At 51.5% G+C, this 26,991-nt stretch carries 19 protein-coding genes and 1 pseudogene; 13 read left to right on the forward strand and 7 right to left on the reverse strand.

Annotated features, from left to right (window positions below; translation table 11 throughout):
* Positions 1-19: 19 nt before the first annotated feature.
* The 9 genes from ACUN8H_RS17415 to ACUN8H_RS17455 all read left to right on the forward strand — a co-directional run bounded on the left by ACUN8H_RS17415 (position 20) and on the right by ACUN8H_RS17455 (position 9,063).
* A complete protein-coding gene (locus tag ACUN8H_RS17415) occupies positions 20-2,572 on the forward strand; it encodes a bifunctional diguanylate cyclase/phosphodiesterase (RefSeq protein WP_445533308.1) in 2,553 nt (850 codons plus the stop codon).
* Between the two features lie 293 nt (positions 2,573-2,865).
* The gene (locus ACUN8H_RS17420) at positions 2,866-3,771 is read left to right on the forward strand and encodes a hypothetical protein (RefSeq protein WP_445533309.1); all 906 of its coding nucleotides are present in this window, start codon (positions 2,866-2,868) and stop codon (positions 3,769-3,771) included.
* A 267-nt stretch (positions 3,772-4,038) separates the two neighbouring features.
* Positions 4,039-5,076, forward strand: a complete 1,038-nt coding sequence (locus tag ACUN8H_RS17425; protein ID WP_445533310.1) for a sodium:calcium antiporter — start codon at positions 4,039-4,041, stop codon at positions 5,074-5,076.
* 236 nt (positions 5,077-5,312) lie between these two features.
* Complete coding sequence (locus ACUN8H_RS17430; protein WP_445533311.1) at positions 5,313-5,720, forward strand: DUF2784 domain-containing protein; 408 nt, start codon at positions 5,313-5,315, stop codon at positions 5,718-5,720.
* 80 nt (positions 5,721-5,800) lie between these two features.
* Positions 5,801-6,007, forward strand: coding sequence for a ParD-like family protein (locus ACUN8H_RS17435; RefSeq protein ID WP_445533312.1), 207 nt, complete (start codon positions 5,801-5,803; stop codon positions 6,005-6,007).
* Positions 6,000-6,806 (forward strand): type I methionyl aminopeptidase, encoded by an 807-nt coding sequence (map, locus tag ACUN8H_RS17440; protein ID WP_445533313.1) that lies wholly within the window; start codon positions 6,000-6,002, stop codon positions 6,804-6,806. The genes ACUN8H_RS17435 and map overlap by 8 nt, the downstream gene beginning before the upstream one ends.
* A 104-nt stretch (positions 6,807-6,910) precedes the next feature.
* Positions 6,911-8,239, forward strand: coding sequence for a S8 family serine peptidase (locus ACUN8H_RS17445; protein ID WP_445533314.1), 1,329 nt, complete (start codon positions 6,911-6,913; stop codon positions 8,237-8,239).
* 80 nt (positions 8,240-8,319) lie between these two features.
* Positions 8,320-8,559, forward strand: a complete 240-nt coding sequence (locus tag ACUN8H_RS17450) for a hypothetical protein (protein ID WP_445533315.1) — start codon at positions 8,320-8,322, stop codon at positions 8,557-8,559.
* Positions 8,560-8,685: 126 nt separating this feature from the next.
* Positions 8,686-9,063, forward strand: a complete 378-nt coding sequence (locus ACUN8H_RS17455) for a hypothetical protein (protein ID WP_445533316.1) — start codon at positions 8,686-8,688, stop codon at positions 9,061-9,063.
* Positions 9,064-9,304: 241 nt separating this feature from the next.
* On the opposite strand, the gene ACUN8H_RS17460 is transcribed toward ACUN8H_RS17455, so the two are convergent.
* Complete coding sequence (locus tag ACUN8H_RS17460; RefSeq protein ID WP_445533317.1) at positions 9,305-10,006, reverse strand: FMN-dependent NADH-azoreductase; 702 nt, start codon at positions 10,004-10,006, stop codon at positions 9,305-9,307.
* 119 nt (positions 10,007-10,125) lie between these two features.
* On the opposite strand from ACUN8H_RS17460, the gene ACUN8H_RS17465 reads away from it, so the two are divergent.
* Positions 10,126-11,025 carry a LysR substrate-binding domain-containing protein gene (locus ACUN8H_RS17465; RefSeq protein ID WP_445533318.1) on the forward strand — a complete coding sequence of 300 codons (900 nt, stop codon included), beginning with the start codon at positions 10,126-10,128 and terminating at the stop codon, positions 11,023-11,025.
* Positions 11,026-11,572: 547 nt separating this feature from the next.
* Here ACUN8H_RS17465 and ACUN8H_RS17470 read toward each other — a convergent pair.
* The 6 genes and pseudogenes from ACUN8H_RS17470 to ACUN8H_RS17495 form a co-directional block, all read right to left on the reverse strand.
* Entirely contained in the window at positions 11,573-14,842 is a 3,270-nt protein-coding gene (locus ACUN8H_RS17470) for a type I restriction endonuclease subunit R (RefSeq protein ID WP_445533319.1), read from the reverse strand.
* Entirely contained in the window at positions 14,835-15,740 is a 906-nt protein-coding gene (locus ACUN8H_RS17475; RefSeq protein ID WP_445533320.1) for a nucleotidyl transferase AbiEii/AbiGii toxin family protein, read from the reverse strand. Before ACUN8H_RS17475 ends, ACUN8H_RS17470 begins: the two co-directional genes overlap by 8 nt.
* Before the next feature lie 32 nt (positions 15,741-15,772).
* Positions 15,773-16,393 (reverse strand): type IV toxin-antitoxin system AbiEi family antitoxin domain-containing protein, encoded by a 621-nt coding sequence (locus ACUN8H_RS17480; RefSeq protein WP_445533321.1) that lies wholly within the window; start codon positions 16,391-16,393, stop codon positions 15,773-15,775.
* Positions 16,394-16,447: 54 nt separating this feature from the next.
* A complete protein-coding gene (locus tag ACUN8H_RS17485) occupies positions 16,448-17,779 on the reverse strand; it encodes a restriction endonuclease subunit S (RefSeq protein WP_445533322.1) in 1,332 nt (443 codons plus the stop codon).
* Between the two features lie 19 nt (positions 17,780-17,798).
* A pseudogene (locus ACUN8H_RS17490) lies at positions 17,799-19,883 on the reverse strand (type I restriction-modification system subunit M).
* Between the two features lie 160 nt (positions 19,884-20,043).
* Positions 20,044-21,702: a DNA topoisomerase 3 gene (locus tag ACUN8H_RS17495; protein ID WP_445533323.1), complete on the reverse strand. Its 1,659-nt coding sequence runs from the start codon at positions 21,700-21,702 to the stop codon at positions 20,044-20,046.
* Positions 21,703-22,127: 425 nt separating this feature from the next.
* Here ACUN8H_RS17495 and ACUN8H_RS17500 point away from each other — a divergent pair, with 425 nt between their 5' ends.
* The 3 genes from ACUN8H_RS17500 to ACUN8H_RS17510 are packed head-to-tail and all read left to right on the forward strand — an operon-like array spanning position 22,128 to position 26,975.
* Positions 22,128-22,682: a LexA family protein gene (locus ACUN8H_RS17500; protein ID WP_445533324.1), complete on the forward strand. Its 555-nt coding sequence runs from the start codon at positions 22,128-22,130 to the stop codon at positions 22,680-22,682.
* A 55-nt stretch (positions 22,683-22,737) separates the two neighbouring features.
* A complete protein-coding gene (locus tag ACUN8H_RS17505) occupies positions 22,738-24,639 on the forward strand; it encodes a site-specific DNA-methyltransferase (RefSeq protein WP_445533325.1) in 1,902 nt (633 codons plus the stop codon).
* A 2-nt stretch (positions 24,640-24,641) separates the two neighbouring features.
* A complete protein-coding gene (locus ACUN8H_RS17510; protein ID WP_445533326.1) occupies positions 24,642-26,975 on the forward strand; it encodes a hypothetical protein in 2,334 nt (777 codons plus the stop codon).
* Positions 26,976-26,991 lie beyond the last annotated feature (16 nt).

A 26,991-nucleotide genomic window follows, 5' to 3' on the forward strand; every position in this document is an offset into this window, starting at 1 on the left:
GGCGATCGAGAAAACATCAATGCCCCAAGACCCTGCTCCAATATTATCCAATGACGCAGCGTCATACACTGCTATTGCACGCTTAGCATCACGTAACTTCATCTATGTCATTTGCGCCTTATTTATTATGGCGGGGCTCTCGATTATCTATCTCAGCCACTCACTTAATGAACAGCAAATTCAGCATAGCGAAGCCGATGCAGCCATTGGAATGAGTAGTAGACAGAACAAAGTCAGTACGGCGTTGGCTGACTATGCCTTTTGGGGTGACGCTTACAACAATACGCAAGGCTTCGTCGATAAGGCATGGGCTTTCGAGCGCGACAACATCGGGCCCTCTCTCTTTTCAACCTACGGCCTGGAGGGCGTATTCATCCTCGGTCCGACAGAGGCAACCCGCTATGGCATCATCGACGGTAAGCTCAGTAATATTGCTGCAAATGAGTGGATTTCCGGTGATCTTCCCGCCCTACTTGCCCTAGCACGCATTAGATCCGTAGAAGATGAAATCGCGTATGCGTATTTTTCGGTAAAAGGTAAGCCCGCCTTCGTCTCCGCCGCGATAATCCGGCCGGACAGTTCTTATGTTCAATACGATCAGCTCTCGTATTTACTCTACGTCGACATACTTACCGATGCCGAGCTTAAAATGATTGAAGTAGCCTTTGAACTCCCCAACCTTAAAGCGAGTCTAGGAACCTCTCCCGTCTCCCAAAGACCCCAACTCAGGTTGCAAGAGGACATCGGCAATGCGGTGACATTGCAATGGAAAGGCCAAGCATTGGGACGGAAGATACTAAGCAATTTTCTGCCGATACTAATCTTGTTCGGCGTGCTAGTGGCCATGCTGGTTAAAAACCTCCGTAGAAGAGTTATCCATTCAAGCATGATGCTCGATAAGGCGCAGCGTGACTTACGAATCAGTGAGCAGCGTTTCAAGAATATTGCGGAAGCGTCATCTGACTGGATCTGGGAGACAGATCCTGATCAGATCCTAACTTATCTGTCCGAGCGCTTTACTCAACTAACGGGGCTACTTCACCACGAATGGATCGGACGACCATTGCAGGAATTCCTAGCTTACGACACATCGCAGTTGGTAGATATGGCCAAGCATGGCAATGCAATTGGACGGAAGCCAATTGTTTGTGACCTGCGTGATCGCAACAATAAACTTCACTACTGCCAACTGTTCGCTCGTGAAGTGCGAGTGGGTAATCAATTGGTAGGCTATCAGGGCACAGTCTGTGATATTACCCAAGAAATTGAAGATAAGGCACGCATTGAGCATATCAGCCATCATGATTCGCTGACCGGGCTGGCAAACCGTCGCCGCCTCATCCATTACCTCAATGATCACCTGAACGAGGAGAGCAACATTGATTGTCCTTTGTTCCTCCTAGCCCTGGACCTAGACCGCTTTAAACCTATCAACGACACCTTCGGGCATGCCGCTGGTGATTTGGTACTCAGACAGGTTGCTGATGCTATCACGCGTTGCACTCGAGAGAGTGACTTGGTGGCAAGGCTGGGCGGGGACGAATTTATCGTGGTAACGACAGGTTGCCGCACTTATGAGCAGGTAGAGCACCTGTGCCAACGCTTGATTGAACAAATCAAGGCACCGATTCAAATTGACGGGAATGACGTCAACGTAGGTACCAGCATTGGCATTGCCGCAGCGCCCCATCATGGATTAAATGCTATGGATGTTTTGCGCTTCGCGGATATTGCGCTTTACGAAGCCAAAGCTAGTGGACGCAATCTTTACCGCTTCTATGAACCAGCAATGAATCAGCGCATCCTGGAGCGGCGTCAGTTGGAAATGGATATGCGCCTTGCTTTGCATCGGCATGAGTTCCGCCTTGATTTCCAGCCACGATACAGTATGTCGTTACAGACAATTATTGGGGCCGAGGCGCTCGTCCGGTGGCAGCATCCGGCCCGAGGTCTGCTGAACCCCGATGACTTTATCCCGCTCGCTGAAGAAACAGGCCTGATAGTCGAGCTCAGTGATTGGGTGCTGCGCGAGGCTTGCCTCAACGCCCTTAGCTGGAACGATAATTTGATGATATCGGTAAATCTGTCATCCGTGGAGTTTCAGCGTAACGATTTAGTTGATCGTGTTAAAGCCGTACTAGAACACACTAGCATCAAGCCACAGCGGCTGGAGCTAGAAATTACCGAAAGCGTTATGCTCGAAGACGCTGCGTCAGCGCTGACGACGATGAGTAAGCTGAAAGCGCTAGGGGTACGCTTATCAATAGATGATTTCGGAACAGGCTATTCGTCGCTCAGCTATTTGCGTAGCTATCCTTTCGATGGAATCAAGATTGACCGCAGCTTCATCATGGGCCTAGATCAGTCACGGAGCAGTGAAGCATTGGTCGATGCCATCATTAGCATGGGCCATGCTCTCGCTTTAACCGTTACCGCCGAGGGGATCGAAACTGAGGATCAACTTGGCAAATTGAACGAGCTGACTTGCGATCAGGCACAGGGGTTCTACCTGAGCCGCCCCGTGTCGTCCACATTGTTCAGGCAAATCGTTGAGGAAGTAGAGTTGAACTGATCATGTCTGGGTAAATGCAATGGCATCGGATTCAGATGTTACCAGCCAGCCGAACTTATTTAACAGGACGATACAGCTTTTCCTGGCGGCGTCCTCCCATTCTCAGTAGCAGTATCAAGACTTAAAAATTAAAAACCTCTGGTGCTTAACTAATTGGGCATGTGTTGAATAACCGTTTCTAGCCGAACCAAGAACTTTCCTTCATATTAACAACAGGGTCAGATCACGATCCGCTAACGACCACACGTTAGCCACCAATGTACCGAAGGCACTTTAGCGAGAGGATTGCACCAATGACAGGGACTTATAAGCCATCAACGTTAACATTGTTGCGCGATAACCGCGTCAGAGTGGTCTTGGTCATCGCGGTTATTGCTTTAGTTTGGGCGATGGTGGCGCACACCATCGCCGGGACGCGCCAAGATAATTTGCAAGAACTGGAAACACAGCTGGCTGAAACCGAGCGCAAGCATCAGCAAATTCAGGCGCAGATGTCGGAAGTTGAAGCTGCAGAGCTGGATTTGGCAACACTGCAGCAGAGGATGAGCGCCCTTGAGGTTGAGCAAACGGAAGCTGAGGCTGAGCTTGCTTCAACGCGCGCCGAGATTGCCAATGCCCAAGAAGATTTGACTGCTTTACGGGGTGAGCGTGAAACCCGCGAAGAAGAAATAGAGAGCCTCAACGAGCAGGTAGAGGAAAGGCAAAATAGCCTTGAAGGGCTAAATGAAGAATATGCTGAGGTAGCGGCTGAAAAAGAAGAGGCTGAAGCCGCCCGCGATGCCGCTCAGCAGGCGCAGCAAGAAGCAGAAGAGGCCCGTAGCCAAGCTGAAGCTGACCTTGAAGCGCTAAACACTGAAATCGAAGAGGCCGAAGCTGCCCGCGATGCCGCTCAACAAGCGCGTCAAGAAGCAGAAGAAGCCCTTAACCAGGTTGAAGCAGAGCTTGAAGCATTAAACACCGAGGTTGAAGAGGCCGAAGCCGCCCGCGATACCGCGCAACAAGCGCGTCAAGAAGCAGAAGAGGCTCTTAGCCAAATAGAAGGGGAGCTTGAAGCGTTAAATGCCGATATCGAAGAGGCCAATACCCAACTGGATGCGGTCGGTGATCAGGTAAGCGAATTAGAAGAAACGCGTGATGCGCTCAGCGTAGAAATCACTTCGCTCAGAGTGACGCGCGACGCAGCGCAAACGCCAGAATGATCGCCACGCCTTAACAAACGATATCTCGTATCACCGCAAGCTAGACGTATCTCCCCAGGCGTTAAAGCGGGGAGATCGTCTATGGCCTCTGTCGCTGTGGTTGTCGAGAGTTACTCGCCCGAATGAATAAACCTGCTGAGATGGCTGTTTGATTGACCGATGGCTTTAAGCAGTGAGTTATAGCCCATGGCCGGTTCCTTCGATGCAACACACTGTCTGCGTAAGGCTACACTGACTAACTCGATTCAATGCTAAAGGTGGGTATTCATGCCTGAGGTTTTATTCTGGGTGCTTGTCGCGATAGTAGCGACAGGAGTTGTATGGCGGGGCAGTGGCTTATTGGAGCGCTCCAGCGAGCGGCTGGCGGCTTATTACCGGTTGCCCGATATCGTGCAGGGAGCGGTCGTGGCAGCAGTGGGATCGAGCTTTCCAGAGCTCTCGACCACCGTGATTTCTACGCTTATCCACGGTGAATTCGAACTCGGTGTAGCCGCTATCGTTGGTTCTGCACTTTTCAATATATTAGTGATTCCTGCGTTAGCCGGGTTGGTAAGCCGTGAACCGCTTCAGGCCAACCGAGATTTAGTTTATAAAGAAGCGCAGTTTTATATGATTGCGGTGGCGGTTCTTACGCTGACTTTTTCTTTTGCAGTGATCTACCAACCGTTGCCCAGTAGTACCGAAGGCGTTATCCGCGGTGAGATGACGCGCTGGTTGGCACTCTTGCCGGTGGCGCTCTATGGGCTTTACCTGTTTGTTCAATACCAGGATAGCCTCGACAATAAGACAGACACGGATGCTCGCAACATCCGCCCAGGCCGGGAATGGTGCTTATTGGCGGTCTCATTAGTCGTGATTGTGATCGGTGTAGAAGGGTTGGTAAGGGCTGCTATCAACTTCGGCACCCTCTTTGGCACGCCAAGCTTTCTCTGGGGCATCACCGTAGTAGCCGCAGGCACCTCGATCCCGGATGCCTTCGTGTCCATCCGCGCTGCACGCAGTGGGCGGGGCATTGTCAGTATTGCGAATGTGTTGGGCAGCAATACGTTCGATCTGTTGGTATGCATTCCTGCCGGTGTGTTGATCGCTGGCACCGCGGCTATCAACTTTTCCATCACGGCCCCGATGATGGCGGCACTCACGGCGGCGACAGTGCTGCTATTTCTGATGATGCGAACAAAAATGATCCTCTCTCGGTGGGAGTGTGCAGTACTGCTAGTGGTTTACGCGGCTTTTGTTGTATGGATAAGCGCTGAGACATTCGGCGTTCTCGATTGGGTACCACACTTGCCGCCCGCCACGTGAAATGTGGTGGATCACAATAGGCGTATTGAGGTAGCAGCTTTGACTGCTTCTAGTCTTTATTGTTAGGGGGTTGGGCGGGCCCGTTTACCTACTATGTGTGTACGCCTTGCATGCTGTTTACTGAGATTGCGCCTACGGAGTCGAGGGAGAGTAACGCAACAAAATTGTAGAACCCACTCACCACGCCTGCTGTCAACGTTTCAATCCATTGCCCCAAAAGCAGGTAACCATTCTTTATGCAGCCAGTACTGCTTCTCCTGCTCGCTGACATTATCCTTATTTTCCACGTGCTGTTCGTAGCCTTCGTAGTGGTGGGTTTATTGGCAGTGTATGCAGGTTATTTTCTCAACTGGCGGTGGGTGCGCAATCGCGTTTTCCGCATCGTTCACCTGTGCGCGATTGGTTATGTGGTGATCCAAGCCTGGTTGGGCGTGGTTTGCCCGTTAACCAATTGGGAAATGGCGCTAAGGGCAGAGGCGGGTGCCGCTACCTATTCGGGCTCGTTTATTCAGTACTGGCTGCATAGCCTCCTCTATTTCACTTTGCCCGCGTGGGTGTTTGTGGTGGTTTATACACTTTTCGGTAGTTTGGTGCTGGCGAGCTGGTTTGTGGTGAAGCCTCATCAACGTGGTAGCTTAACGTAATAGGCTAGCCTTGCTGCCAGCACATACCCAATATATGATCCGTATATGTATTATGTCCATTCCATATATTAGGTGCTGTGATGGGTATCGTAAAAATCAGTGATCAGTTGCATGAAGATATTCGCAAAGCGAGCTCGGTGATGGTGCGTTCTATCAATGCCCAGGCGGAGTACTGGATAAAGGTGGGTATGCTTGCTGAGGCCAACCCGGGCATGACCTTCTCTGACATTAGGCGCGAGCAAATGAAGCAAGCCGATGTTGAGGTAAGGAAGGTGGTCGGTGAGTGAGGTAAAGCTGAAAAGCGAGGAAGAGTTGCGCTTAATGCGAGAAGCTGGCCGGTTACTCGGATTGGTCTTCGGCCATCTTGACCAACGCATTGCGCCTGGGGTCTCCACCATGGCGATTAACGATTGGGCCGAGCGTTACATCATCGATCAACTGAAGGCTCGCCCGGCCAGCAAGGGCCAATACGATTACCAGTTCGTATTGAATGCCTCCGTGAATAATGTGGTATGCCACGGCATTCCCTCCGACACACAAATCCTCAAGTCGGGCGATATCGTTAATGTCGATGTTACCTTGGAGAAAGACGGCTTTATTGCCGACGCCAGCAAGATGTACTTGATTGGCGATGTCACTCCCTATGCAAAGCGGCTGGTCGATAAAACCTATGAGGCGCTGTGGCAAGGAATACAAGTGGTCAAGCCAGGTGCCACGTTGGGTGATGTAGGCTATGCAATTCAGCAACATGCCGAATCGCATGGCTACTCCGTGGTACGTGAATATTGCGGCCATGGCATAGGCCGGGAGATGCATGAAGAGCCCCAGGTGCTGCATTACGGAAAGAAAAGCAGAGGCCTGGCATTAAAAGAGGGCATGGTGTTCACCATCGAACCCATGATCAATCAGGGCAGCGCCAAGATAAAAACCAAGCGGGATGGCTGGACGGTCGTGACCAGCGACAAAACATTGTCAGCCCAGTGGGAGCACACGGTGGCGGTTACTGCTTCCGGATTTGAGGTGCTCACGCTTCGGGATGACGAGCGTATCCCCGCTGACTTCAACCAATCTGGCGAAGATCCTTAGGTGCGTTAAGCTGAAAGCACGAGTGGCTCTATAGCGAGGCTGTGCCTTTGGGAGGCAAGCTATGAGCAGCCACGCATGAAAGCCAGGCGAAATGGAGGTCAACAATGGCGAAAAAACCGACAGGCCGCGGAAACGGCAACATCCCTTCAGGCGTCAATCCTTCGCTTGCCACCATTTCTTGTAGCACTGAAAAGCTTCTGTTGTCAGCACTGGAACGGGGTGGCAGTTGCCTGGAAACAGGCCGTTTTCTTATCAGCTTTCGTGAAGGGTGGGTGGAAGAGGGCCTCAAATCGTTAAAAGCCCAGAATTTTCGGGTGGCCGATGCCCGTGACTTTACCGATCAAGCCGTCAGCCTGGAAGACGCCGGGGATGCCGAAGCGATGGTGTTTCCAGAGCTGGGCGTGGCGCTGGTGGGCGGTGATGCCTTAGAGCACCACGGTATGAACGTATTAGATAAGCTGTCGGTGGATAGCCCCATCGAAATCATCGAGCCAGAGTACTTTGTGTTTTCCGAGAGCGCTGATTCTAAAAACTCAGAGTATCTGCGTGGCTTCTTGCGGGCAGCGAGCACCATCGCACGTGACCTGGGGGTCGAACTTGATGTAGATGAAACCGTAGAGGAGGCCAATGCCCAGCAGCCGACTTGGGGGCTAACCCGCTGCAAAGTGCCGCAGAGCAACTGGAGCGGCGCAGGCATTAAAGTGGCCGTGCTGGATACCGGGATGGATCTTGGTCACCCGGATTTCGTTGGGCGCGAGCTCGTCACCCGCTCATTTGTTGGGGAGCCCGTGCAAGACATGAATGGGCACGGGACGCACTGCATCGGCACGGCTTGTGGGCCTCAAACGCCCGGCGAAAACACGCAGCGTTACGGGATCGCGTATGAAGCGCAGGTATTCGTTGGCAAGGTGCTGAACAACTCGGGCAACAGTACCGGCGCGGGTGTGCTCGCTGGACTGAATTGGGCCATCGCCAACCGGTGTGAAGTGATCTCAATGTCGCTTGGCAGCCAGAGCCCTGTGCAGGCTGCCTACACCCATGCCGGTGAAGCAGCGCTGCGTAACGGTTGTCTAATTATTGCCGCGGCGGGAAATTCCGCGACCAACACCGGCGCGCCTGCCAATTCACCTTCCGTGATGTCGGTGGCATCTCTTGATCCTAGCCTTAAGCCCTCCAATTTCTCAAATTATGGCAAGATAGAGATTGCTGCGCCTGGGCGCGATATCTTTTCCGCATGGCCCCGACCCACTCGCCATAAGGCGATCAGTGGTACCAGCATGGCGGCGCCGCACGTGGCAGGCTGCGCGGCACTGTGGGCACAGTCTGATGCCTCATTGCGGGGAAACAAGCTATGGCAACGACTGCTGGCTTCCGCGCAAGAATTGCCGTTGACGGAATCTCAAGTCGGGGCAGGCTTAGTACAAGCTCCTTAACGGTTGATGAATGTAAAGCTACTGCCGCTTCGAACCCGCCGGATGAACTGGCAGTGGCGCTGACTGGAGGGATAGCATCAATGCCGACTATTGCGCTATGGATCATCACGATTTCCAACGATCAACCAATCACAGACATGGCCGTGCGGCTCAGCGAGGAGGGGTTAAGCATCAAAGACATCCTTGAGGAGATTGGCTGCATTACCGGCTCAGCCGATGACGCCACGGCTGAACGGCTAAAGCATGTGCAAGGGGTGGTGGATATTGCGCCCGATATGCCGATGGGCATCGGCCCACCGGGTGCTGATGAAACTTGGTAGGAACGAGTTTTATCAACTTGATAACCATATCAATTACCTATGGCTGGATGGTGATACGGCTAGTTTACTGGTATTGAAGGGTATGCCGTTGTCGTTTAACCCTCGCTAAGCGAGTAAAGCCTTACCATGTCAGCGATCTCAAAAGATGTTCAGTTTTCCGAACTGATGAACCAGCTTCGCCATTTAGGAGCAATCCGCTTTGTGATGATGGGTGTTTGTGCTGCCTTAACGGTAGGTGTGCTGACAGCCCACTATTCGCTGCTAGGATTGAGTGTTGAGAAAGCCGCTTACACTCGTTTAATTGGTACGGCAGTGGTCGTGTTGTTTGCATGGTTTGAGCTATATGCAAGCTGCCACTATAAGCGGTTTGCTGATCGTGCCATTAAACTCGAGGGAAGCGATGGTGCCGTTTTTAACAATAGGAAAGTGCGCGTTTTGGGGCCGGTGACGCTTATCTCTCTTGCGATTTATACGCTTATTTTGTTGGTTTGGTGGGGCATCTAAAAAATTTAAATTGACGTTAAGTAGAGCCAATGAATAGCTAGTTGACTGAAACGTATATTTATACGGTCATAAACTCAATTCAGAACATCAATCTTGAGCGGCGTACTAAGCGAATTAATGGCTGTGATTAAATCAACGACATAGAGGAAGTCATGAGGGCATGAGGCTGCGAATATTCTAACGAAGCAATAGCCGCTCCTCATGGCCCATCTATTGTAAATAAATAGCCCACCTACTTTCTTTAAGCTGGTTGTGGTGATGACGCGTTCGCCAACGTTACCTGCAATTCTTCAACGAGCGTTTCGACTTTCTTTATCGCGTCAGCAACCGATTTGGCCAATACCTCCCCACCCGCTTCCTGACCTTCGATCGCGATGTAGTGAACGCGAGAGATGCCAATAAACGTCAACGCGGTGGCTAGGTGTGGTTCCAGGTGGTTCATATGGGCCATTTCTTCGCCTGGCGCCATATTTACGCCGCCTCTAGCGGTGAGTACAACGGCATGTCTTTCCCGGTCTGTGAGCTTGGGTACGTAAGGGTCTAGCGGGTTGGAGTCATCGAACTCCACTGTTCTGCCAGCCCGCACCACTTGATCAATCCATGCTTTAAGGGTGGCTGGCATGCCAAAGTTATATAGTGGCGTGCCGATTACCACAATATCAGCGGCAATCAACTCATCAACCAATTGATCGCTTTCTGCTAGCGCCTCCTTCATCCAGGGTTCTAGCCGTTCTTCGGGGGTGAAGGCAGACGCAATCCAGTCGTGGCTAATAATCGATGGCGGGTTTTGTCCTATGTCGCGATAGGTGACCGTATCTTGCGGGCGGCTTGATTGCCACTGACTGACAAACTGGTAGGTCAGATGGCGACTATGTGAGCCGTGGTTATCTGTTCCAGCAATACCGGGGCGGGCACTAGCGTCTATATGAAGGATATGAGTCATGGTGGCCTCCTAAACTGAGCTGAACTTATCTATGATTAACAATAGGCTTAGCTTAGGCGCTGCCTTTCAGCTTGAACAAACGATCTTTTCTTACATCAATAGATGAGTTAGATTCATTCATGAGTCATCGCCGATTACCCTCTCTTTCGTCACTTCGCGCTTTTGAAGCGGCCGCACGCCATGAAAGCGCTAAGCAGGCCGCACAAGAGCTGTCGGTGACTGCCACTGCTATTAGCCATCAAGTCCGCGGGCTTGAAGAGGCGCTGGGTGTTTCCCTGTTTTTGCGTAAACCCCGCCAATTGGAGCTAACACCCCAGGGCCGGGAGCTGCAGCAGGTGTTGGAAACAGCCTTTAATAGCATCAGCAGTGTCGTCGAGCGGCTAAGCGCTGCACCTGCTCGCCAAACCGTAACGCTTTCTACAACGCCAGCTGTTGCAGTGCGCTGGTTGCTGCCCTGGGTATGCATGCTGCGCGACTCTCATCCGGGTATTGATCTACGTATTCATGCTTCTCATGAGCCGGTAGCGCTGGGCGGGGTAATGGCAGACATTGCCATTCGTTATGGCGATGGTCGTTGGCCAGGGTTAATAGCGGAAAAGCTATTTGATAATACCTTTATCCCAACCTGTAGCCCGCGTCTTGGTTTGCATGAGGTAACGCAGCTACCATCACACTCATTGATCCACTTCAGCAGTCAGGGGGCCATATCTTCACCGCTGGATTGGGTAGCATGGCAGAAAGAGGCAAAAGTGCCTGGGCTGGATGTTAGTGCCGGGCTGGTCTTTTCTGATGAGACCCACGCTATCTCGGCTGCCGTTGGGGAGCAGGGCGTAGCGCTGATGAGCCGCCAGTTGATTGCAGACGAATTGAAAGAAGGTCGTCTAATACAGCCTTTCGGCCCAGTGTTGGAAGGTAAGCCGTTCTTTCTGGTGTATCCAGAAAGCCGCCGGAACGATCCGACCATTCTAGCTATCCGGGAGTGGGTGATGGCGGTGCCGGGTGTGCAATCAAAGCAGTAAACGTATATTCGAGACCAACTTTATACCGTTATCTTTTTGGGTTGCATTCTAAGATTTCTTTCTAGCTCACGAGTGTGTATCGATTGAATAGCAGGTAATTCATCCGAAATTTTTAACTTATTTTTTTTCTGCTGCCGGTATTTCTCTTTTTGGTATAACGCTTGCTTGCCTTACCCGTGCGCTTAGCTGGTGTGCCAGCCTCACCCTGTGCGCTCTGTAAACTCTGCCTGAGTTTTGCCGCGTCACTGTGGGTGAGCAGGCCGCGTAGATCATCCATCAGCGCTTGCTGAAACGCGCCGGGGTCGTCTTGCTGTTCGGAAATCGCCCGTAGGCGCTGTTCCCCAGGAGCGGTGAGCAGGGGTACAACGGTTTAGTGAACAACCTTCAAAAGAATGACCATGGGCTTGGACCCAAGTTGATAGCCGTTTTGGGTACGATACTGGATCGGGTAGTGCTATATATTGTGCTTTGCTTGTCGCGACCCATCAACAAGAAGAAAGCGGTACGCTCAGAAAACAATGGCGTTTATCACGATGCTTGATGTGGCTTAAGCGACCCATTTGCGTCCACTCGCCGCGAATTCAACTACCAGTTCGAACACGTTATCGCATTTTTCTTTAAACACCATCCGGTCGTAGCTCTCTGGTAAATCATTGTGGAGTACTTCTTCAATTGCTGCTTTTACTGTTCGTTGTGTTTGGCCGTCCTTCCACCAGTCCTGAACCAAGACTTTGGGTGAGCCCTCAATCAGTCGAATGATTAAACCTTTGGCTGCTAGCTTGACTTTCTGCTCCTCAGCTTTGGTCAGTTTGTCTTTCTTTAGGAGGTCATAAAGCTCTAATTCTTCCTCCGATAGCCCTTCACGTCTGTGGCGTTCGGCTTTCTCTGTCAAGTTACTGACGTACTTTACTAAGTCTTCATAATAAGCATCTGCTGAAGAACTACCGGCGTTGTATTGGTCTATGATCTCCTGAAGACGCTGAGCAAAGTCTATTCGAGTGTGGTTTTGCTCCAGAAGCTGCTGCAATTTGTCTTCAATAAAGGCCCGAAGTTCTGCAATCTCAATATGCTTGTATTCAGCCTTTTTGAAATCTTCCCGAAGCTTGTCGTAGTTAATCTTGCTCAGATCCCAACCCTGGCCCTTCTGGACGATTTCGTACTCAGCCCGGTGCTCCTTGATGTTGAACGCTTCTGCATTATCAACCACCACACTCTCATCTAGTAGCTCGGAAATCTTATGGCTGATCTCATCAATATCCGCCTTTTCGACCAAAGCATCAATGACACCACGAAGATACTGAATGGCGGCAATCTGATGATTATCGTGCTGCTGGAAAATTTCCGGTTTGCACGCCTCATACAGCGCGGTCACCGTGTTCTCATAGACATTGAACTGCTTACGCCACTCTTCATTGCTCAGCAACGTATCTGCCGCTTGATAGAAGGCGCTTATATTTTTAAAGGTATCCTGTTTTTCGAACACTGAGTTCAACTCAATATCACGCCCCCGCAAGAATTCCAGCGTTTGGCCAACGGCATCATCTAGCAATTCAAAAAGCTTTGACTTTTCCTGAACCGGCTGCTCATCGCCATCTGCTCCCTGTGCATAGTCTTTCAAAGCTTTGCGCATGTTGCGGAAAACATTGTAATAATCGACGATTTCGCCGCCTTTCTTTTCTACCAGATCACCGCTGTGGCCTTTAATTCGGTAGGATGCCACACGGTTGGCCCGGGCAATCGTCTGCATCAGACTGTGCCCCTTCATGGGTTTATCCAGGTAGAGTGTTGAGACGGTAGGTGCGTCGAATCCGGTTAGCCACATGGCACAAACAAACGCCAGTTGAAGGGGGTGTTCCGGATCTTTGAAGTTGTACTCCACATCGTGCATATTTGCATCAAGCTGAGCTAGCCGCTTTATGTGAGGATTGATATTCAGTCCCTGTTTCTCGAATTTTTCTTCGTCAGCTTTTGGGTCACTGATTATCACGGCCATTTCGACCGTTTTCATATAATCCCGTATCTTTTTGAAGCGGGCTTTCTCCACTTCGTTGGTCGACTCTTTGATTAGCTTCAGCAGGCGTTTCTGTTCATCTTTCCAGTACTGCTGTACTTTGTCGTACATACGCACGGCGGTGAATTTGTCTAGAGTGACCACCATACCTTTGCCGAGATAACCACGGCGGGGGAAGTGGTACACAATATCCTTAGCGATTGTATCTAGACGATCGTTCCGTTTGATGACTTCCAGTTCGCGGGCATACTTTTTCTCCAGCTTTTCCTGCTGGGCTTCATCCAGATGTTCGTCTTCCAGTAATTCATAGAACTCATCACCTAGATCATCGTTCTGGATGAGTACCTTCGGCACGCGTTTCTCGTAGAACAACGGCACCGTGGCGTTATCTTCCATAGCCTGCTGGAAGTTGTACTCAGATACATAATCGCCGAACCAGCTATTGGTTTTGCGATCACGGCCCAGGAGAGGCGTGCCGGTGAAAGCAAGGAAGTGAGCACCCGCAAGACCTGCCCGCATGTTCTCTGCCAAGTTCTTGTATTGGGTGCGGTGGGCTTCATCCACCATCACGATGATTTCCCGATTTTCCTTTTCCGGGTCGAACAGCGGGGGATACTTACGCCCCTTGTCGTACCTGAACTTCTGAATCAGGGTGAAAACCACCTTCTTGTTCTGCCCCAGAAACTTACGCATTTCTTCAGCATCGGCCGGTTGCGCGGCATCCTCTTTTCGAACCGTTTCAGTATTAAGGAAATTCCGGTAGATCTGCCTGTCCAAATCCTGTCGATCGGTAACTACCACAAAACTAAAATTACCCGTGGCCTTCCGGAAAATCTTGCGCGCGTAGAAAATCATCGAAAAGCTCTTGCCCGAGCCCTGGGTATGCCAAAACACCCCCAGTTTGCCATCATGCTCCCGGCGGTTTTGGAACCGCTTAAAGGCGTTATTGACGCCCAAAAACTGATGGTTTTGGGCGATAATCTTGGTTTCGCCCTTATAGAACAAGATGAAGTTCTCGATATAGTCCAACATTCGCGAAGGCTCGCAAAGACCGTTTGCCGCTTGTTCCAGGCTAGTGGCCTGCTCGGTAATTTTCTTGCGATCTATCGCTTCATTTTCGCTTTTGACCCGGAACCAGTTGAAAAAGTGCTCCCATCCAGCCGTAAAGCTACCTATCCGAGTTTCCAACGCGTTGGAAAGCATACAAAAAGCGTTGCAGTGAAAGAGCTGAGGAATGTCATGGCGATAGCTGCGAAGGTTATCTTCGAAAGCATTGCGTAGCTTTACATTAGAGTTTTTCAGCTCAACAAACACCAACGGCAGGCCATTGATATACAGAATTACGTCCGGACGACGGTAGGTAGCTTTTGGTGCTTGGCCTATCGATTTAATCCATAGCTGGGAGACCGCCAACCAGTGGTTTTGTTTTGGGTCATCAAAGTGAACAAGGCGAACCTTTTCGTACTGCTTAATACCTTGCACATCATCAAACTGGACGGGTACGCCATCTCGAATCAAGTCGTATAATTCACGCTTGGCGGCAATTGGTGACATGGCCGTGCGCCGATTCATCACCCGTTCAATGACGTCATCAATATTGCGTTCGGGAATGGTTGGGTTCAGTGCCACGCAGGCTTCTTTCAGCTGCAGTGGGAGTATTACATCTCGTTTATCAGTGCGCTGGGAGCCATCGTTCAAATTTTCCGGCTTTGCGGTATAGCAATCCAGCACATCAAAGCTATGGATATGCTGAAGGCGCTGTAATAACGCTTGTTCAAGATTATCTTCTGATATAAAGCTAGCCATCGACTTGCCGACTCCATGGTCCGGGTGGGTGCCAGATTTTCTGCACGGGGTCGGCGGCTGTTTTCTCTATCACGGGAGCAAGAAATTCCAACACCGCTGCGACAACCTCCGAAAACGCCTCCGGCATATGGGGTTGGCCAAGACGCTTACGGAAAGCCTGCCATTGTGGCTGCTTGCTGTCCACAAAAGCGGTAGAAAAAGGATTGGTTTCAGGGAGTTCCGTATGGCGGTTGGCAAAGGTTCTGGTTATTGCGCCAGCTAGGTTAGAGAGTGTGAAAGAGTGCTGCCGAGAGAGTGACCAAATATCGTAAAAGTCTTTCATGCGGCTGTTTAGTTCGCCCAGCTTAATCATCGCCTGAAATTTCTCAGCAATGGATGATTCTGGTGAGTAACAAAGAATTCTGTCGGTGGGGAAGTCCAGCAAGGCAGGAAACGTCTGCCAGGAAGGCAGCGGGAAAATAATGTCGCCAAAGCCAATGTCCAATTGCATGGGAATTTTGGCGTTGCCGAGCAACCCTGTAAACGTCACCCTAATCCCTTGATAGTCGGCGTCTTCGGTAATGGCTTCGGCTTTCAACGTGTTTGAATCAAACGATAAACCATCATCCACAACGCCCGTGGTCAGCACATCGCTCACTTGGGCCAGAATAGCCTCTGGGCGATTGCTGGTTTGGCCCAGCATATCGATATCACGCGTCGGTCGAATATCCGGCCCCTGCATAACCCATAGCAGCAGGGCGCCCTTAAGGGTAAAACTGCGTTTATGAGTCGATTGGCTAAGCCGGTAAAGAAAACGCTCCATGGCGTAGTACTGTAGTAACTCCTGAAAGGGACGTTTTTCTTCCCGGGACTTATTCAGCAGTTTTTGGCGAACAGACGCGGTGATGTTTTGGGCCACGATCATCTCCTTTCACTTTCCGTGGGCTTTCTTCACAGCTTGGCTTCCACATAAGGCGCCATGACCTTGGCGACGCGACATATATTGGCGTATTTCATCAGTTTCCCAGGCATGAAGATTTTGCGGGTGCGGTAAAGCTCCAGAGCCTCCAGCACCACATCCATGCCGATGCGATTACGGAACTTGAAACAGTCCGCCAGGGTTTTCTCCGGGTTGTAGACCTTTAGCGTGATGCCATCTACCTCGACCGGCTCGATACCGTCACTGAAGGCCTGCCCGGAGAACCGGTAACCGGCCACCGGCGGATAATCCAGCACCGGCAGGCGGGCATCCCGCTCTACCGCCAGATGTACCTGATGGGGAATCTGTGTAGTTATGCCGTGCCAGTCCAGCGCGGAAATCAAGCAAAGCACCGCATTAGGGAAACGGGTAGCGGCGGCCACCAGATCCGGATTTTCGATGGGCGGCAGATCCGCCAGCCGATACAGGCCACGGCTGACAGGCTCAATCAGCCCTTCATCCCGGAGCTGATAGAACTGGTACCGACTAAAGCCCCGGGCCAGTGCTTCGTTCAGACGAAGCTGCCCGCCGTGCTGACAGAACAGGGTTTGAAGTTGCCCCCGGGAGGATCGGGCGGAGCCAGAGTCAGACAAGCTGTCACCACTTATTGATATTTGGTGACAGCTTGTCTGATTAGCATTGAGAGTTCAAGCGGCGGCTTCGTCGGCGTTGTGCGACTGGTCGCTCTGCATGGAAGGCGGAAACTGGATATCCAGGTTGTCCACGGAAAGTTTGCCGGAGATCAGGCGGGGGAGGAGCTGACTCTTCGTCTGTTCTAGCTGCAAATTGGCCAGCGCCAAATAATCTAGCTGTGCAATAATCGGCTCAACTAGCGCATCAAAATGCTCAAGAATCGACTCCTCAGGAACAAGTACATGCTGGTTATCAAGGAAACTCTCAAACTGATAATTACTGATTCCAGTCGACTGGACCTGATAGATGCCAACCAAGTCCTGCTCATAGAAGAGTTTCAAGAAGTACTTCATGAAAAGAGGCGAAACTTTCTCTTTATCGAATCGAATGTGCTTGCAAAAACTGGCACACATTACCTCGTTGCCAAACACAGACAGCATTCCACTGGTTAGCATCAAGTTGCGACCGAGCAACTGATCTTTACTTCCTCCCGAAGCCTCAAAAGCGAAATCGTGTTCCTGCATTCTGCGGCTTTTCAGATTTGAGGGTTTGTGATACCGAAAAATTTTTGGACTGAAATCACCAGAAGTGAGTTTAGGTATATCCGTCCCTCGAACGACGTAAGCGCCCTCCGAAAAGACAGCGCTTTGCTCATCCTCTCCCCAGCCTCCACCAATGTAATGGGTAACCAAATCTCGAAACTTTCGATACTCCCAACCCTTTGGACTTCCCTTCTCAAACTCGGCGTCTTGCCACCCCGGAAACCGGAACCGCACAAACCACTCGCGGTAGATTTCCTCAGCCATTTTTTCTAGCAGGGCGATGCGGCGCTTGTTGTTTTCAATCAGGTCGTCGTAGGAGGAGAGGATAGCAGCGATTTTCTGTTGTCCCTTCAGTTCTGGGCACTTCACTGGAATTGATTCGAATACCGACTTAGGAACGATAGGTGTGTCTATTCCTGAGTTATATGAAAAAATTATGGGTCGATACTGTTGAAGTAAATAAAAGACAAACTTCGCGTCGTGCTGCTCATTAGTGACAACCGAGTTAATCTGCTGGTTGGTTAGGCAGCTCTTGGATGCCAAGGCTAATTTACCAAATCCAAAGCTCAAGCTAGTGAACATCACCGCGTCTTTTGGTATGACTTGGTTTTTAAACTTCTGAATGGCGGCTTCAGTTACTCTGGTTTCAGTTTGATGGACATAGTATTGACCCCAAGAAATATCTCTTGGAGAGACAAAACAGTATTCGCCATCATTAAAGAAGCTCGAATCAGCTTTGGGAGGCGTTTTACCAGTGATCACCTTTCCTAGAGATCTGATCGGCTTTTCTTGCCATGTGCTCATTGGTCACCCACAAGTTGCTTCAGATTTTTTCTATTTGTTTTTGGAGGTGAGAGGCGGCGAGGCTCATTTCGGAAAGCTCGTCACCCATACTTATCAGCTCATCAATAAACTCTTCTTCTGTCTTCCCGTCTTCTTCAATCACAACCCCCACATACCGTCCCGGATTCAGGGAATAATCCTGCTCTTTCACTTCCTTCGGTGTCGCCAGCTTGCAAAGGCCGGTGACATCTTCGTACTCGGCCTTCGGGAAGCGCTCTTGGAGCCAGTGAATATACTGATAATAGGCTTCCGCACTGCGAACTTCCTTGTGCAGCTCTTCCAGCGCTTCCTTCAGACGGCGGGCGTTGCGGTCGGTGGTGGTTCGCTTACCAGCTTGTCTGGCTTCTTCGGCTCTGGCCTTTTCATGCTGACGCACCACTTTGTCGAGTTGCTTGAGACCGGTATGCAGTTGCTGAAAGAAGGGGTCAAACGTCGCTCTCAGTGCATGTTGCGCGCGGTTGGTGGCTTCAATATCTCGCGCCGTAATCAACTGCAAATTGGTCGATTGGGTATAAACCTCACTGGCCTGCTGCAGAGTTTTTAGGCCCTGCCACTGGCTGATCAGTTCGCCCACGGCCTGTTTGCCCTGAGCGTCATCCAGTACATTGAGCAGTTGTCCACAAACCGGCTCAACCTTTTCTTGGTTGGCTTTAAGCTGTTTCATGCCATCGAGGAAATAGCCGTGCACTAGGCGGATAAAATCGACCCGCTTGCCCTTGTGCAGTTTACTGATGATGGCGATGTTCTGGACCTGCTCCTTACTGAACTCCCTGTGGGCGCGGTCGATCTGGGTAAAGATATTGCGAGCATCAATGAACAGGATGCGGTCATCCTGCTTATTCTTATCGAAGAACCAGAGAGTGGCAGGCAGGGTGACCGTGTAGAACATATTGGACGGCAGGGTGAGCATACCGTAGATCAGGTTTTTCTCGATCAAGGTTTGGCGGATGTCCGCTTCACTGTGGCGGGCATCGGAGGCGGAGTTGGCCATGACCAGTGCCGCCCGGCCGCTGTCCTGGGTGTTGTTCTTCAGGGAGGTGGCGAAAAGGTTAATCCATAAATAGTTAGCGTTAGGGACAGTTTCCTTACCCTTCTCGCTGGCTTTGATCTTGGTTTTCTTGCGCGGCAGGCCATAGCTGTTGAAGCGTGAATTATCTTCTATCGTGGCAAGAGGCACGTCGTCCACATTGAACGGTGGATTGGCCATCACAAAATCAAACTTGCCGAAGCCACCAAAGGGGTCTTCCGAATAACTGTTAGCTTGGCGGATCTCGCCGCGCAGGCCGTTGACTGCCAAGTTCATCTTGGCCAGCTTGACGGTATCCAGGGTCTTTTCCTGACCGTAAACATAGAGCTGGTCTTCGTCGTGAGCCTCGCCCAGCTCATCTAGTTTCTTACGGTGGCGTTCGACAAATAGCTGGGACTGCACAAACATCCCGGCCGACCCGCAGGCCGGATCGTAAACGGTGCCATGGTGGGGCTCGATAATTTCGACCATTAGTTTGACCACTTAGGTGGGCGTGAAAAACTCCCCGCCTTTCTGGCCTTCACTTAAAGCAAACTTGCTCAGGAAAAACTCGTAGATTTTGCCGAAAATATCGCCGCTGGCGTCCCGGGGTATATCTGAAAAACTTTTCAGCAGCTCCCCTAGTAAGCTATTGCTGGTACGGGTAAGAGCGACGTATTCATCTTTAGGCAGAATGCCATCCAACTCCGGCTTATATTCTTCGATTGCCTCCATTGCCTGTTTGATCTTTCTGGCAAGATCTTCGCTCTCAGGAAGATCAAGCAAATAGCTGTACCGGGCATGATCCGGTAGGTAAAAACCGCATTTTTGAATCGCAATATCAGAAATCGGTTTTTCACGACGGGTACCCAAGAGCGCCGCATGCTCTTGGGTAATGGCCTTTATAGCTTGTTCGTATTTGTTATCGGCAAATTTCAGAAAGATCAACCCGAGCACCGGGGTGGCATATTCGCTCGACTTGAGATCCGAGTTGGCACGTAAGTTGTCAGCGGCGGACCAAAGGTCATCTTCAAGCTGTTTGAGTTGGTCAGCATTCATGGTGTGCGCGAACTTCCTATACGGGCGATGACAAAATTGGGGCCTGACTCTAATAAAAAAAACAGAGGGATGACAGGCTTTATTGAAAGAAGGCCTCTTGCCAGTGTGATGCGGACAGCGCTTGGCTTATGTCCAGTCGTTACGGTAGCCACAAGCACCATCAGTATTGTTTGGCAGGTTTACGTTTTGCATAGCTGGTGCGTTTGGTTTTAGTGCTTTTTCTCGTTTTCGCCGGGCTTCCGGTTTCCCCCTGGGCGTACTGCAGGCTCTGCCTTAACTTTGCAGCGTCGCTGTGGGTCAGTAAGCCACGTAGATCATCCAGTAGCGCCTGCTGAAACGCGCCAGGGTCGTCTTGCTGTTCGGATATCGCTCGCAGGCGTTGTTCCCATAGCGCAGTGCGTTCAGGCGTGCTGACGGCGCTGGGCAGGGCGGCAATCAAGGCGGTGCCGAGTTTGGTGGCGCGCAACGCTTTTTGCTGGCGCACTAGGTAGCCGCGCTGTACCAGGGTTTCGATAATGCCCGCCCGGGTGGCTTCGGTGCCTAGGCCGTCGGTGTCGCGCAGGGTGCGGCGTACTTCTGGATCTTCTACATAGCGGCCAATGTTCATCATGGCCTTGATTAGGCTGGCATCGGTGAATGGTTCCGGTGGGCGGGTTTCCTTCTCTTCAACGCCTGCGCCGAGTGCTTGGCAGGGCTCCCCCTGGGTGAGCGGCGGCAGCGGCGGGGTTTCATCGCGGGTGGTGAAGAGCGGGTTCCAGCCGGGGTCGAGAATGCTTTGGCCCCGGGCGCGGAAGGCCTCGTTTAGCAGTGTAAACTCCGCTTTGACCTCAAAGGTGCGCAGCGGGCGATAAAATTGCGCCATGACGTTGCGCACGATTAAGCGGAACACATGGCCTTCGGTCTCGGAAAGCTGGCTGAAATCCGCCGGTTTGCCGGTGGGTGCGATCGCATGGTGCGCGCCCACCTGCTTGTCGTTCCACGCTTTGGAGCGCAGCGTAAAGTCTGCCCCATTGAGCCACTGCTGTAGCGCTGAATCGTTTTGGCAGGCGCTAGTCAGGCTGCGCTGGGCTAACTGGAGGTGCTCCTCGGGCAGGTAGCGACAGTCGGAACGCGGGTAAGTGATCAACTTATGGCGCTCGTAGAGCCTCTGGCAAATATCCAACACCATCTGTGCGGATAGCCCATGGCGGCGGGCGGCGTCTACCTGCAGGGCCGATAGCGAGTAGGGTAGCGGCGGCGCCTGGCGTTTCTCCTGCTGGTCGAGCTTGGTCAGGTGCCCTGAGGCGCCGGGCAATTGAGCCGCTAGAGCGTCGGCAGGGGTGCGATCAATCAAGCGGCCTTGATCATCGAGGGGTTGGTGCTCTTTGGGCGCCCACCAAGCGCGCAGTTGGGCTTGGGCAACCTTGAGATCTACCCACAGCGGGTAGAATGGATGGGGCTTGAAATCACGGATGGCGTTATCGCGGCGTACGATCAGTCCCAGCACTGGGGTTTGCACGCGGCCTACGGAAAGCACGCCATCGTGCCCTGCCTGGCGGCCGGTGAGCGTCCAGGCGCGGGTCAGATTAATGCCATACAGCCAGTCGGCACGGGAACGCGCCTGAGCCGCCTGAAAAAGCGGCTGGTATTCGGTGTTGGGGTGTAGCTTGGCGAGGGCGCGGCTAACGGCAGGCTTATTGAGGTCGCTGATCAGGAGCCGCTGTACCGGGCCACGGTATTTCATGTACTCAATGACTTCTTGAACCAGCAGTTGGCCTTCTCTATTACTATTACAAGTGCTAATGTGTGAAAAAGTGTAATCATCTAATTCTATTGACATTTTTATAATTTCATACATTTCATACATTTCATAAAATATGCTTTTTTGAGACTGTTCTAGTCTGTGTCAGAGCTTAGCTAGTGATACCATATGATCTTATATCAGCCTACTGCTGCCTATAGTTATTGACCTTGCGAGCTTTCAACTCTACTGAACAGAGGCGCTAATTAGCGTATAAATCTGCATTTGCAGGTTGGTTCCGCCCGGCTTCTTTGGCCTTATGGAGTTTTTAATACTTTTACTGCTCGTCTAACGCACGTATCCAAGTTATAGCAGACGTGATTGAGGGGAAAGAAATAGCTTCATATGCGATAGCTTTATTATACCGACATGGTTGCTATTTTTCGAGCACGCACTCTGTTTTATTGTAAAAGTAGAGCATTTAATCCATAATAATTGCTATGAAAAAACGAGATAATCAATATTTGGATCAACTGCGAGATTACTACGCCGAAAATGGCGTATTGCCGTCCTTCGCAGGCATCGCCTCTTTAGTAGGCCTCAAAGCCACCTCAGCAGTCTCCGTCATGGTAGGACGGCTCAAAGAAGCAGGTTTTCTTGTCTCTATGCCTGATAAGCGGCTCGCCCCAGGCCCGCGTTTCCATGAGCGTTTAGAGATTGCTGAGTCTGTCCGAGCGGGTATTCCTGAAGCCATGGTTGACGTCGGGAACGACCCAGTCCTGATTGATCGCCTGTTGGTTGAAGAGCCTTCATGTACTGTAATCGTGACCATTCAGGGCGATTCCATGATCGACGCGGGCTTGCTTGATGGCGATAAGATCGTTGTTAAACGCGGAGTGCCCTCTAAGGTCGGTGATATCGTGGTGGCTATCGTAGATGGCGAATTTACTGTGAAGTACCTCGCAAAAGACGCCCGAAGCTTTTACTTGAAGCCCGGTAACGAGGCCTTTGATGACATTCGCCCGCAAGAAGAACTGAAATTGTTTGGACGGGTGACGGGGTGTTTTCGAATTTATTAATGAAGCTAAAGCGCCAAAACATACGAGCCACTTAGCTATTAGAAGGACATCCCATATGGACGACATCACTAAATTAGAGTCACTGCCCGTCGAGCAGCTCATTAAGATGATTCGTGAGAAGACCGGGGCTGGGGTAAACCTCTCATTCCCCGGCAAGGTTCTTGCGCGTCAAATTGGTCGTCGCGTGCGTCCCCGTAACCAGCGCACGGTGAATGCCCGGAGCGCAGGCGATGAGCGCGGCCGTTCGCGGAACTTGCTCATTGAAGGAGATAACCTACAGGCGCTGGCGTCTTTGTATCGCGAACGAGGTCAGGTTGATATGATCCTGACTGATCCACCCTACAACACCGGCGATGACTTCCGGTACAACGATAAGTGGGACACCGATCCGAACGACCCGGACATGGGTGAGTTCGTCGGGAGCGATGATCCAGCGAAGCATACCAAATGGATGAAGTTCATGTATCCGCGTCTTCAGATGATGCGGGCCATGCTCAAGCCCTCTGGCGTACTCGCAATATGCATTGATAGCCGTGAGCTGTTCCATCTCGGCCAGATGCTCGATGAACTTTTCGGCGAGGAGAACCGACTTGCCATCATCAACTGGCAGAAGACGGCTGCCCCTCGTTCCGACAAGGACGGCATCACGGCTACAACCGAGTATGTCTTGGTTTACGCTCGAGATTATCCTCGCGTTAAGACATCGTCCCTGGAGCGTACTGAAGCGGATAATCGACGTTATGGTAATCCTGATTCGGATTCAGGAGGTTTATGGCGCGAAGGTAACCTCACGGCACGTACGTGGTCTGAGAACAGTGACTATGCAATCCAGTCCCCGTTCACAGGAGAGTTCCACTATCCAGCAGGCGAGGGAGCTTGGCGGCATCCCAAGAGGAATATCAAGGAGTGGGTGGAGCAGTGGGGGTCTACATACTGCGAGAAGCTCATTGATGATGGTAAGGTCAAAGCGCTCGTCCTGAAAGAGGGTTTCGGCCCAGAGGTTGTGAAGCGCGCGAAGAAGCGGCTCAGTGAACGCGAGTGGCCATTTATTTGGTTCGGAAGAGACGGGTTGGGTCGGCCGAGGACAAAGACTTTTCTTGAGAAGATCAAAAAGGGAAAGGTTCCGGTCACCTATTGGGCGGATGAAGAGTTGGATTTTCCCGTCGAGCTCGGCTCGACGTCATGGGACTTTGAGGAATCAGGGCGGAGTAGCGACGGATCGAGCGAGCTCACGTCGGTGGTTGGCAAAGGTCATGGGTTTACGACAGTTAAGCCGTTGAAGCTAATGATGAAGCTGATACAGTTGTGGGCTCCGGATCAGGGAACTGTCCTTGATCCGTTTGCCGGTTCAGGTACAACTGGGCACGCGGTGCTCGCGTTGAACCATATGTCTGGTAGTGACCGTAGATTCATTCTCGTAGAGCAAGGTCGTCCCGAACGAGGCGACCCCTATGCTCGTGCACTTACGGCAGAACGCCTTCAGAAGGTAGTTAATGGGAATTGGTTCAACGGCAAGGGTCATGCCCTTGGCGGCGGCTTTACTTTCAAAGTATTAGAAAAAAAGGTCGATTCGAAAACACTCCTGCTGATGGAGCGTGACGAGATGATCGACACCGTAATCGCATCGCACTCAAGTACTGGTAACCGAAGGTCTGCGGCTCTCATCACCGTTTGTGACGAGAACGAACCTTATGTCTACCTTGTCGCGAAGAACGCGAGCAACGAAGGCATCTACTTGGTTTGGTCTGGCCCGGGCTCCAATACCGACTTCACTGAGGAGGTGTACGAGGCGATCACCGAGGAAGCCGAAGCAGCCGGGTTGACAGCCGTCTTCCACGTTTATAGCAGGCGCAACCTGATCGTCACCGATGATGTAGTCTGGTACCAGATACCTGATCGCATCTTGTCTGACTTCGGTTTGGATGTGCGTACCGAGTCTTTCACCGAGGAGAGGTAAGAATGGGGCTTGAGCTCTTTCAGTTTCAGCAAGATGCGGCGTCGCAGATGGCCGACCGCTATGTCGAGTATGTTGCAGACCCAATCAAATTCGGACGAGGCTCGATGCGGCGCGAGGTGCCTTTCTATCAGGCGCTTTCTTCAATAACGGGTTCAGGGAAAACACCTATTCTTGCCCAGGCTGTCAGTGAGATCGTCGCCTTATCTAAGATTCCTCCAGTGATCTTATGGTTGTCCAAAGGGAAAGTCGTCGTCCAGCAAAGTTATGCAAACCTTGCTGAAGGCGGAAAGTACGATCACCTACTCTCAGACATCACAGTGCGGTTGCTCAGCGATTACGACCCTGAGGACGTTGCCAATTCGAAAGAAGCGCTGCTTTACTTCGCAACCGTTGGTACCTTCAACCAAAAGGATCGCGAGAAAAGCAATCTCAAGATATTCTCAATTGATACAGACAACATAGAGTCGACTCGGTGGGATGCGCTTAAGGTTCGAGAGACAGTGGACGGTCAGAAACGTCCACTGGTTGTTGTCTATGACGAGGCGCAAAATCTTAGTGATCAGCAGACCACGCTGCTTCTTGAGCAACAGCCTTCTGTCTTCTTGCTTGCAAGCGCGACTCTCCGGTTCCCTGCTCAGTTTGATATGGAGGTTATACAGCAACTAAGGACGCAGGGTAGCTACACCGACGATGATTTGATTACCTCGGTGAAGTCCTCGACCGTTGTCTCGTCGGGCCTTGTCAAAGGAATAATCTCGCTCAACGGCCTGAATGTACCGATGCAAGAGACCATTTCCGAGATGCTTTCAGACATGCGCGAGGCCGAAGCGGCGGCACAAGCGGAAAAGCTGACCTTCTTGCCGAAAGCGATCTACGTCTGCAATACGAATATCCTCGCTGACGACGCCAGCCAGACCGATGATCCGAAGCAGCCATTCGGTCAGCGTCAAGCTCCACCGATTCTTATTTGGCGCTACCTCACTGAGCAGTGCAGGGTGCCGCCCGAAGAGATCGCCGTGTACGCAGATCTCAAGACGGACCGCAATTTCCCTCTACCCTCGGACTTCGTACTATTCAGCGGTGGTGAGAGTAACTACGAAGATTTCGTAGCAGGGGACTACCGACACATCATATTCAACCAGACCCTTCAGGAGGGCTGGGACGATCCTAGTGTCTACTTTGCTTACGTTGACAAGACGATGGAGTCCTCGGTACAGATCACTCAGGTGATTGGCCGCGTGCTCAGGCAGCCGAATGCAACACATTTTGAATCGGATCGCCTAAACACTGCGCACTTTTATGTGCGTGTGGATCGAAATGAGGTGTTCGCACAGGTCGTCGAAGATGTGCGTAAGGGCCTGGGTGGGGATGCGCCGGAGGTGCGTATTCTGACATCGCCTCCAGGCACAGATGAACCGGAGAGCCTTGTGCCGAAGGAGTTGAGGTCGGTGCCGCGGACGGCCATCGATAACAAAGCGACTGTAAAGCCCGTTGAGAAGGTTTTGGCAAAGATTCACGACTACTCACAGGATATGATTAACACACGTGGTGTGGGCCGCCGTAGGACGGTGCAGCAAGCGATCGGCGTGAATGAGTCAATAGACTCGGAATGGGTCGCTTTCGAACAATCGAACCGTGTCAATGCTCGTTGGGTTTTCCGACGTGAGGTAGCTCGCCGATATCGGCCAGCGCTGATGGTTATGAACACCGACACTGAGAAGTTCGACTCCAAGGTGGGTGTAGGCAGCAGTGCATATGCCAGTTTGACTGATAACGCCGCCGAGGCTGTGGATGAATACCTTCGCCATGCTGTTATCAAGCAACTTAAACCAAGGCCATATGAGATTGGTAGTACTCTTGTGCGTCGTGGGGCAATGGAAAGCTTCAGTAACGCGCTCCACGAGGGGTATGACGGACTCAATTTTTTCGAGCTAAACTTCGCCCGCGCGCTCGATAAGACGGGGCTTACTTGGACGAGAAATCGTTCTCAGACGGGCTATAAAATTCCTCTGGTGACGCTTGGTCAGACTGTATGGTTCTTCCCAGACTTTCTGGTTTGGGCAGGGGATACTGTGCTTTGCATTGACACGAAAGGTAATCACCTCGTTGAAGCTGATGCGCGTCGTAAACTGCTTTCCATCCAGCCTCATACGGCCATACCGACGATAGTGAAGGTGAAGTTTGTAGTCGAGGGAACATGGAAGTCTGATGGGACGCCAGACGGTAAGGACGGCTTCTCTGTTTGGGAACTCGGTAGTGGACGAGAACTGCGCACTATCCCGTATGAAGATATGGAGTCTCTCGTGAAAGCGTTCGTCCCGCCACAAGAAGATTAAACGATTTTCTTCGCGC

The sequence above is a fragment of the Vreelandella sp. V005 genome (assembly GCF_052645115.1).

Excerpts from the sequence above, each read along its gene's own strand:
- ACUN8H_RS17415 (WP_445533308.1), top strand. The coding sequence starts at position 20 with ATGCCCCAAGACCCTGCTCCAATATTATCCAATGACGCAGCGTCATAC.
- ACUN8H_RS17420 (WP_445533309.1), top strand. The coding sequence starts at position 2,866 with ATGACAGGGACTTATAAGCCATCAACGTTAACATTGTTGCGCGATAAC.
- ACUN8H_RS17425 (WP_445533310.1), top strand. The coding sequence starts at position 4,039 with ATGCCTGAGGTTTTATTCTGGGTGCTTGTCGCGATAGTAGCGACAGGA.
- ACUN8H_RS17430 (WP_445533311.1), top strand. The coding sequence starts at position 5,313 with ATGCAGCCAGTACTGCTTCTCCTGCTCGCTGACATTATCCTTATTTTC.
- ACUN8H_RS17435 (WP_445533312.1), top strand. The coding sequence starts at position 5,801 with ATGGGTATCGTAAAAATCAGTGATCAGTTGCATGAAGATATTCGCAAA.
- ACUN8H_RS17445 (WP_445533314.1), top strand. The coding sequence starts at position 6,911 with ATGGCGAAAAAACCGACAGGCCGCGGAAACGGCAACATCCCTTCAGGC.
- ACUN8H_RS17450 (WP_445533315.1), top strand. The coding sequence starts at position 8,320 with ATGCCGACTATTGCGCTATGGATCATCACGATTTCCAACGATCAACCA.
- ACUN8H_RS17455 (WP_445533316.1), top strand. The coding sequence starts at position 8,686 with ATGTCAGCGATCTCAAAAGATGTTCAGTTTTCCGAACTGATGAACCAG.
- ACUN8H_RS17460 (WP_445533317.1), bottom strand. The coding sequence starts at position 10,006 with ATGACTCATATCCTTCATATAGACGCTAGTGCCCGCCCCGGTATTGCT.
- ACUN8H_RS17465 (WP_445533318.1), top strand. The coding sequence starts at position 10,126 with ATGAGTCATCGCCGATTACCCTCTCTTTCGTCACTTCGCGCTTTTGAA.
- ACUN8H_RS17470 (WP_445533319.1), bottom strand. The coding sequence starts at position 14,842 with ATGGCTAGCTTTATATCAGAAGATAATCTTGAACAAGCGTTATTACAG.
- ACUN8H_RS17485 (WP_445533322.1), bottom strand. The coding sequence starts at position 17,779 with ATGAGCACATGGCAAGAAAAGCCGATCAGATCTCTAGGAAAGGTGATC.
- ACUN8H_RS17495 (WP_445533323.1), bottom strand. The coding sequence starts at position 21,702 with ATGTCAATAGAATTAGATGATTACACTTTTTCACACATTAGCACTTGT.
- ACUN8H_RS17505 (WP_445533325.1), top strand. The coding sequence starts at position 22,738 with ATGGACGACATCACTAAATTAGAGTCACTGCCCGTCGAGCAGCTCATT.
- ACUN8H_RS17510 (WP_445533326.1), top strand. The coding sequence starts at position 24,642 with ATGGGGCTTGAGCTCTTTCAGTTTCAGCAAGATGCGGCGTCGCAGATG.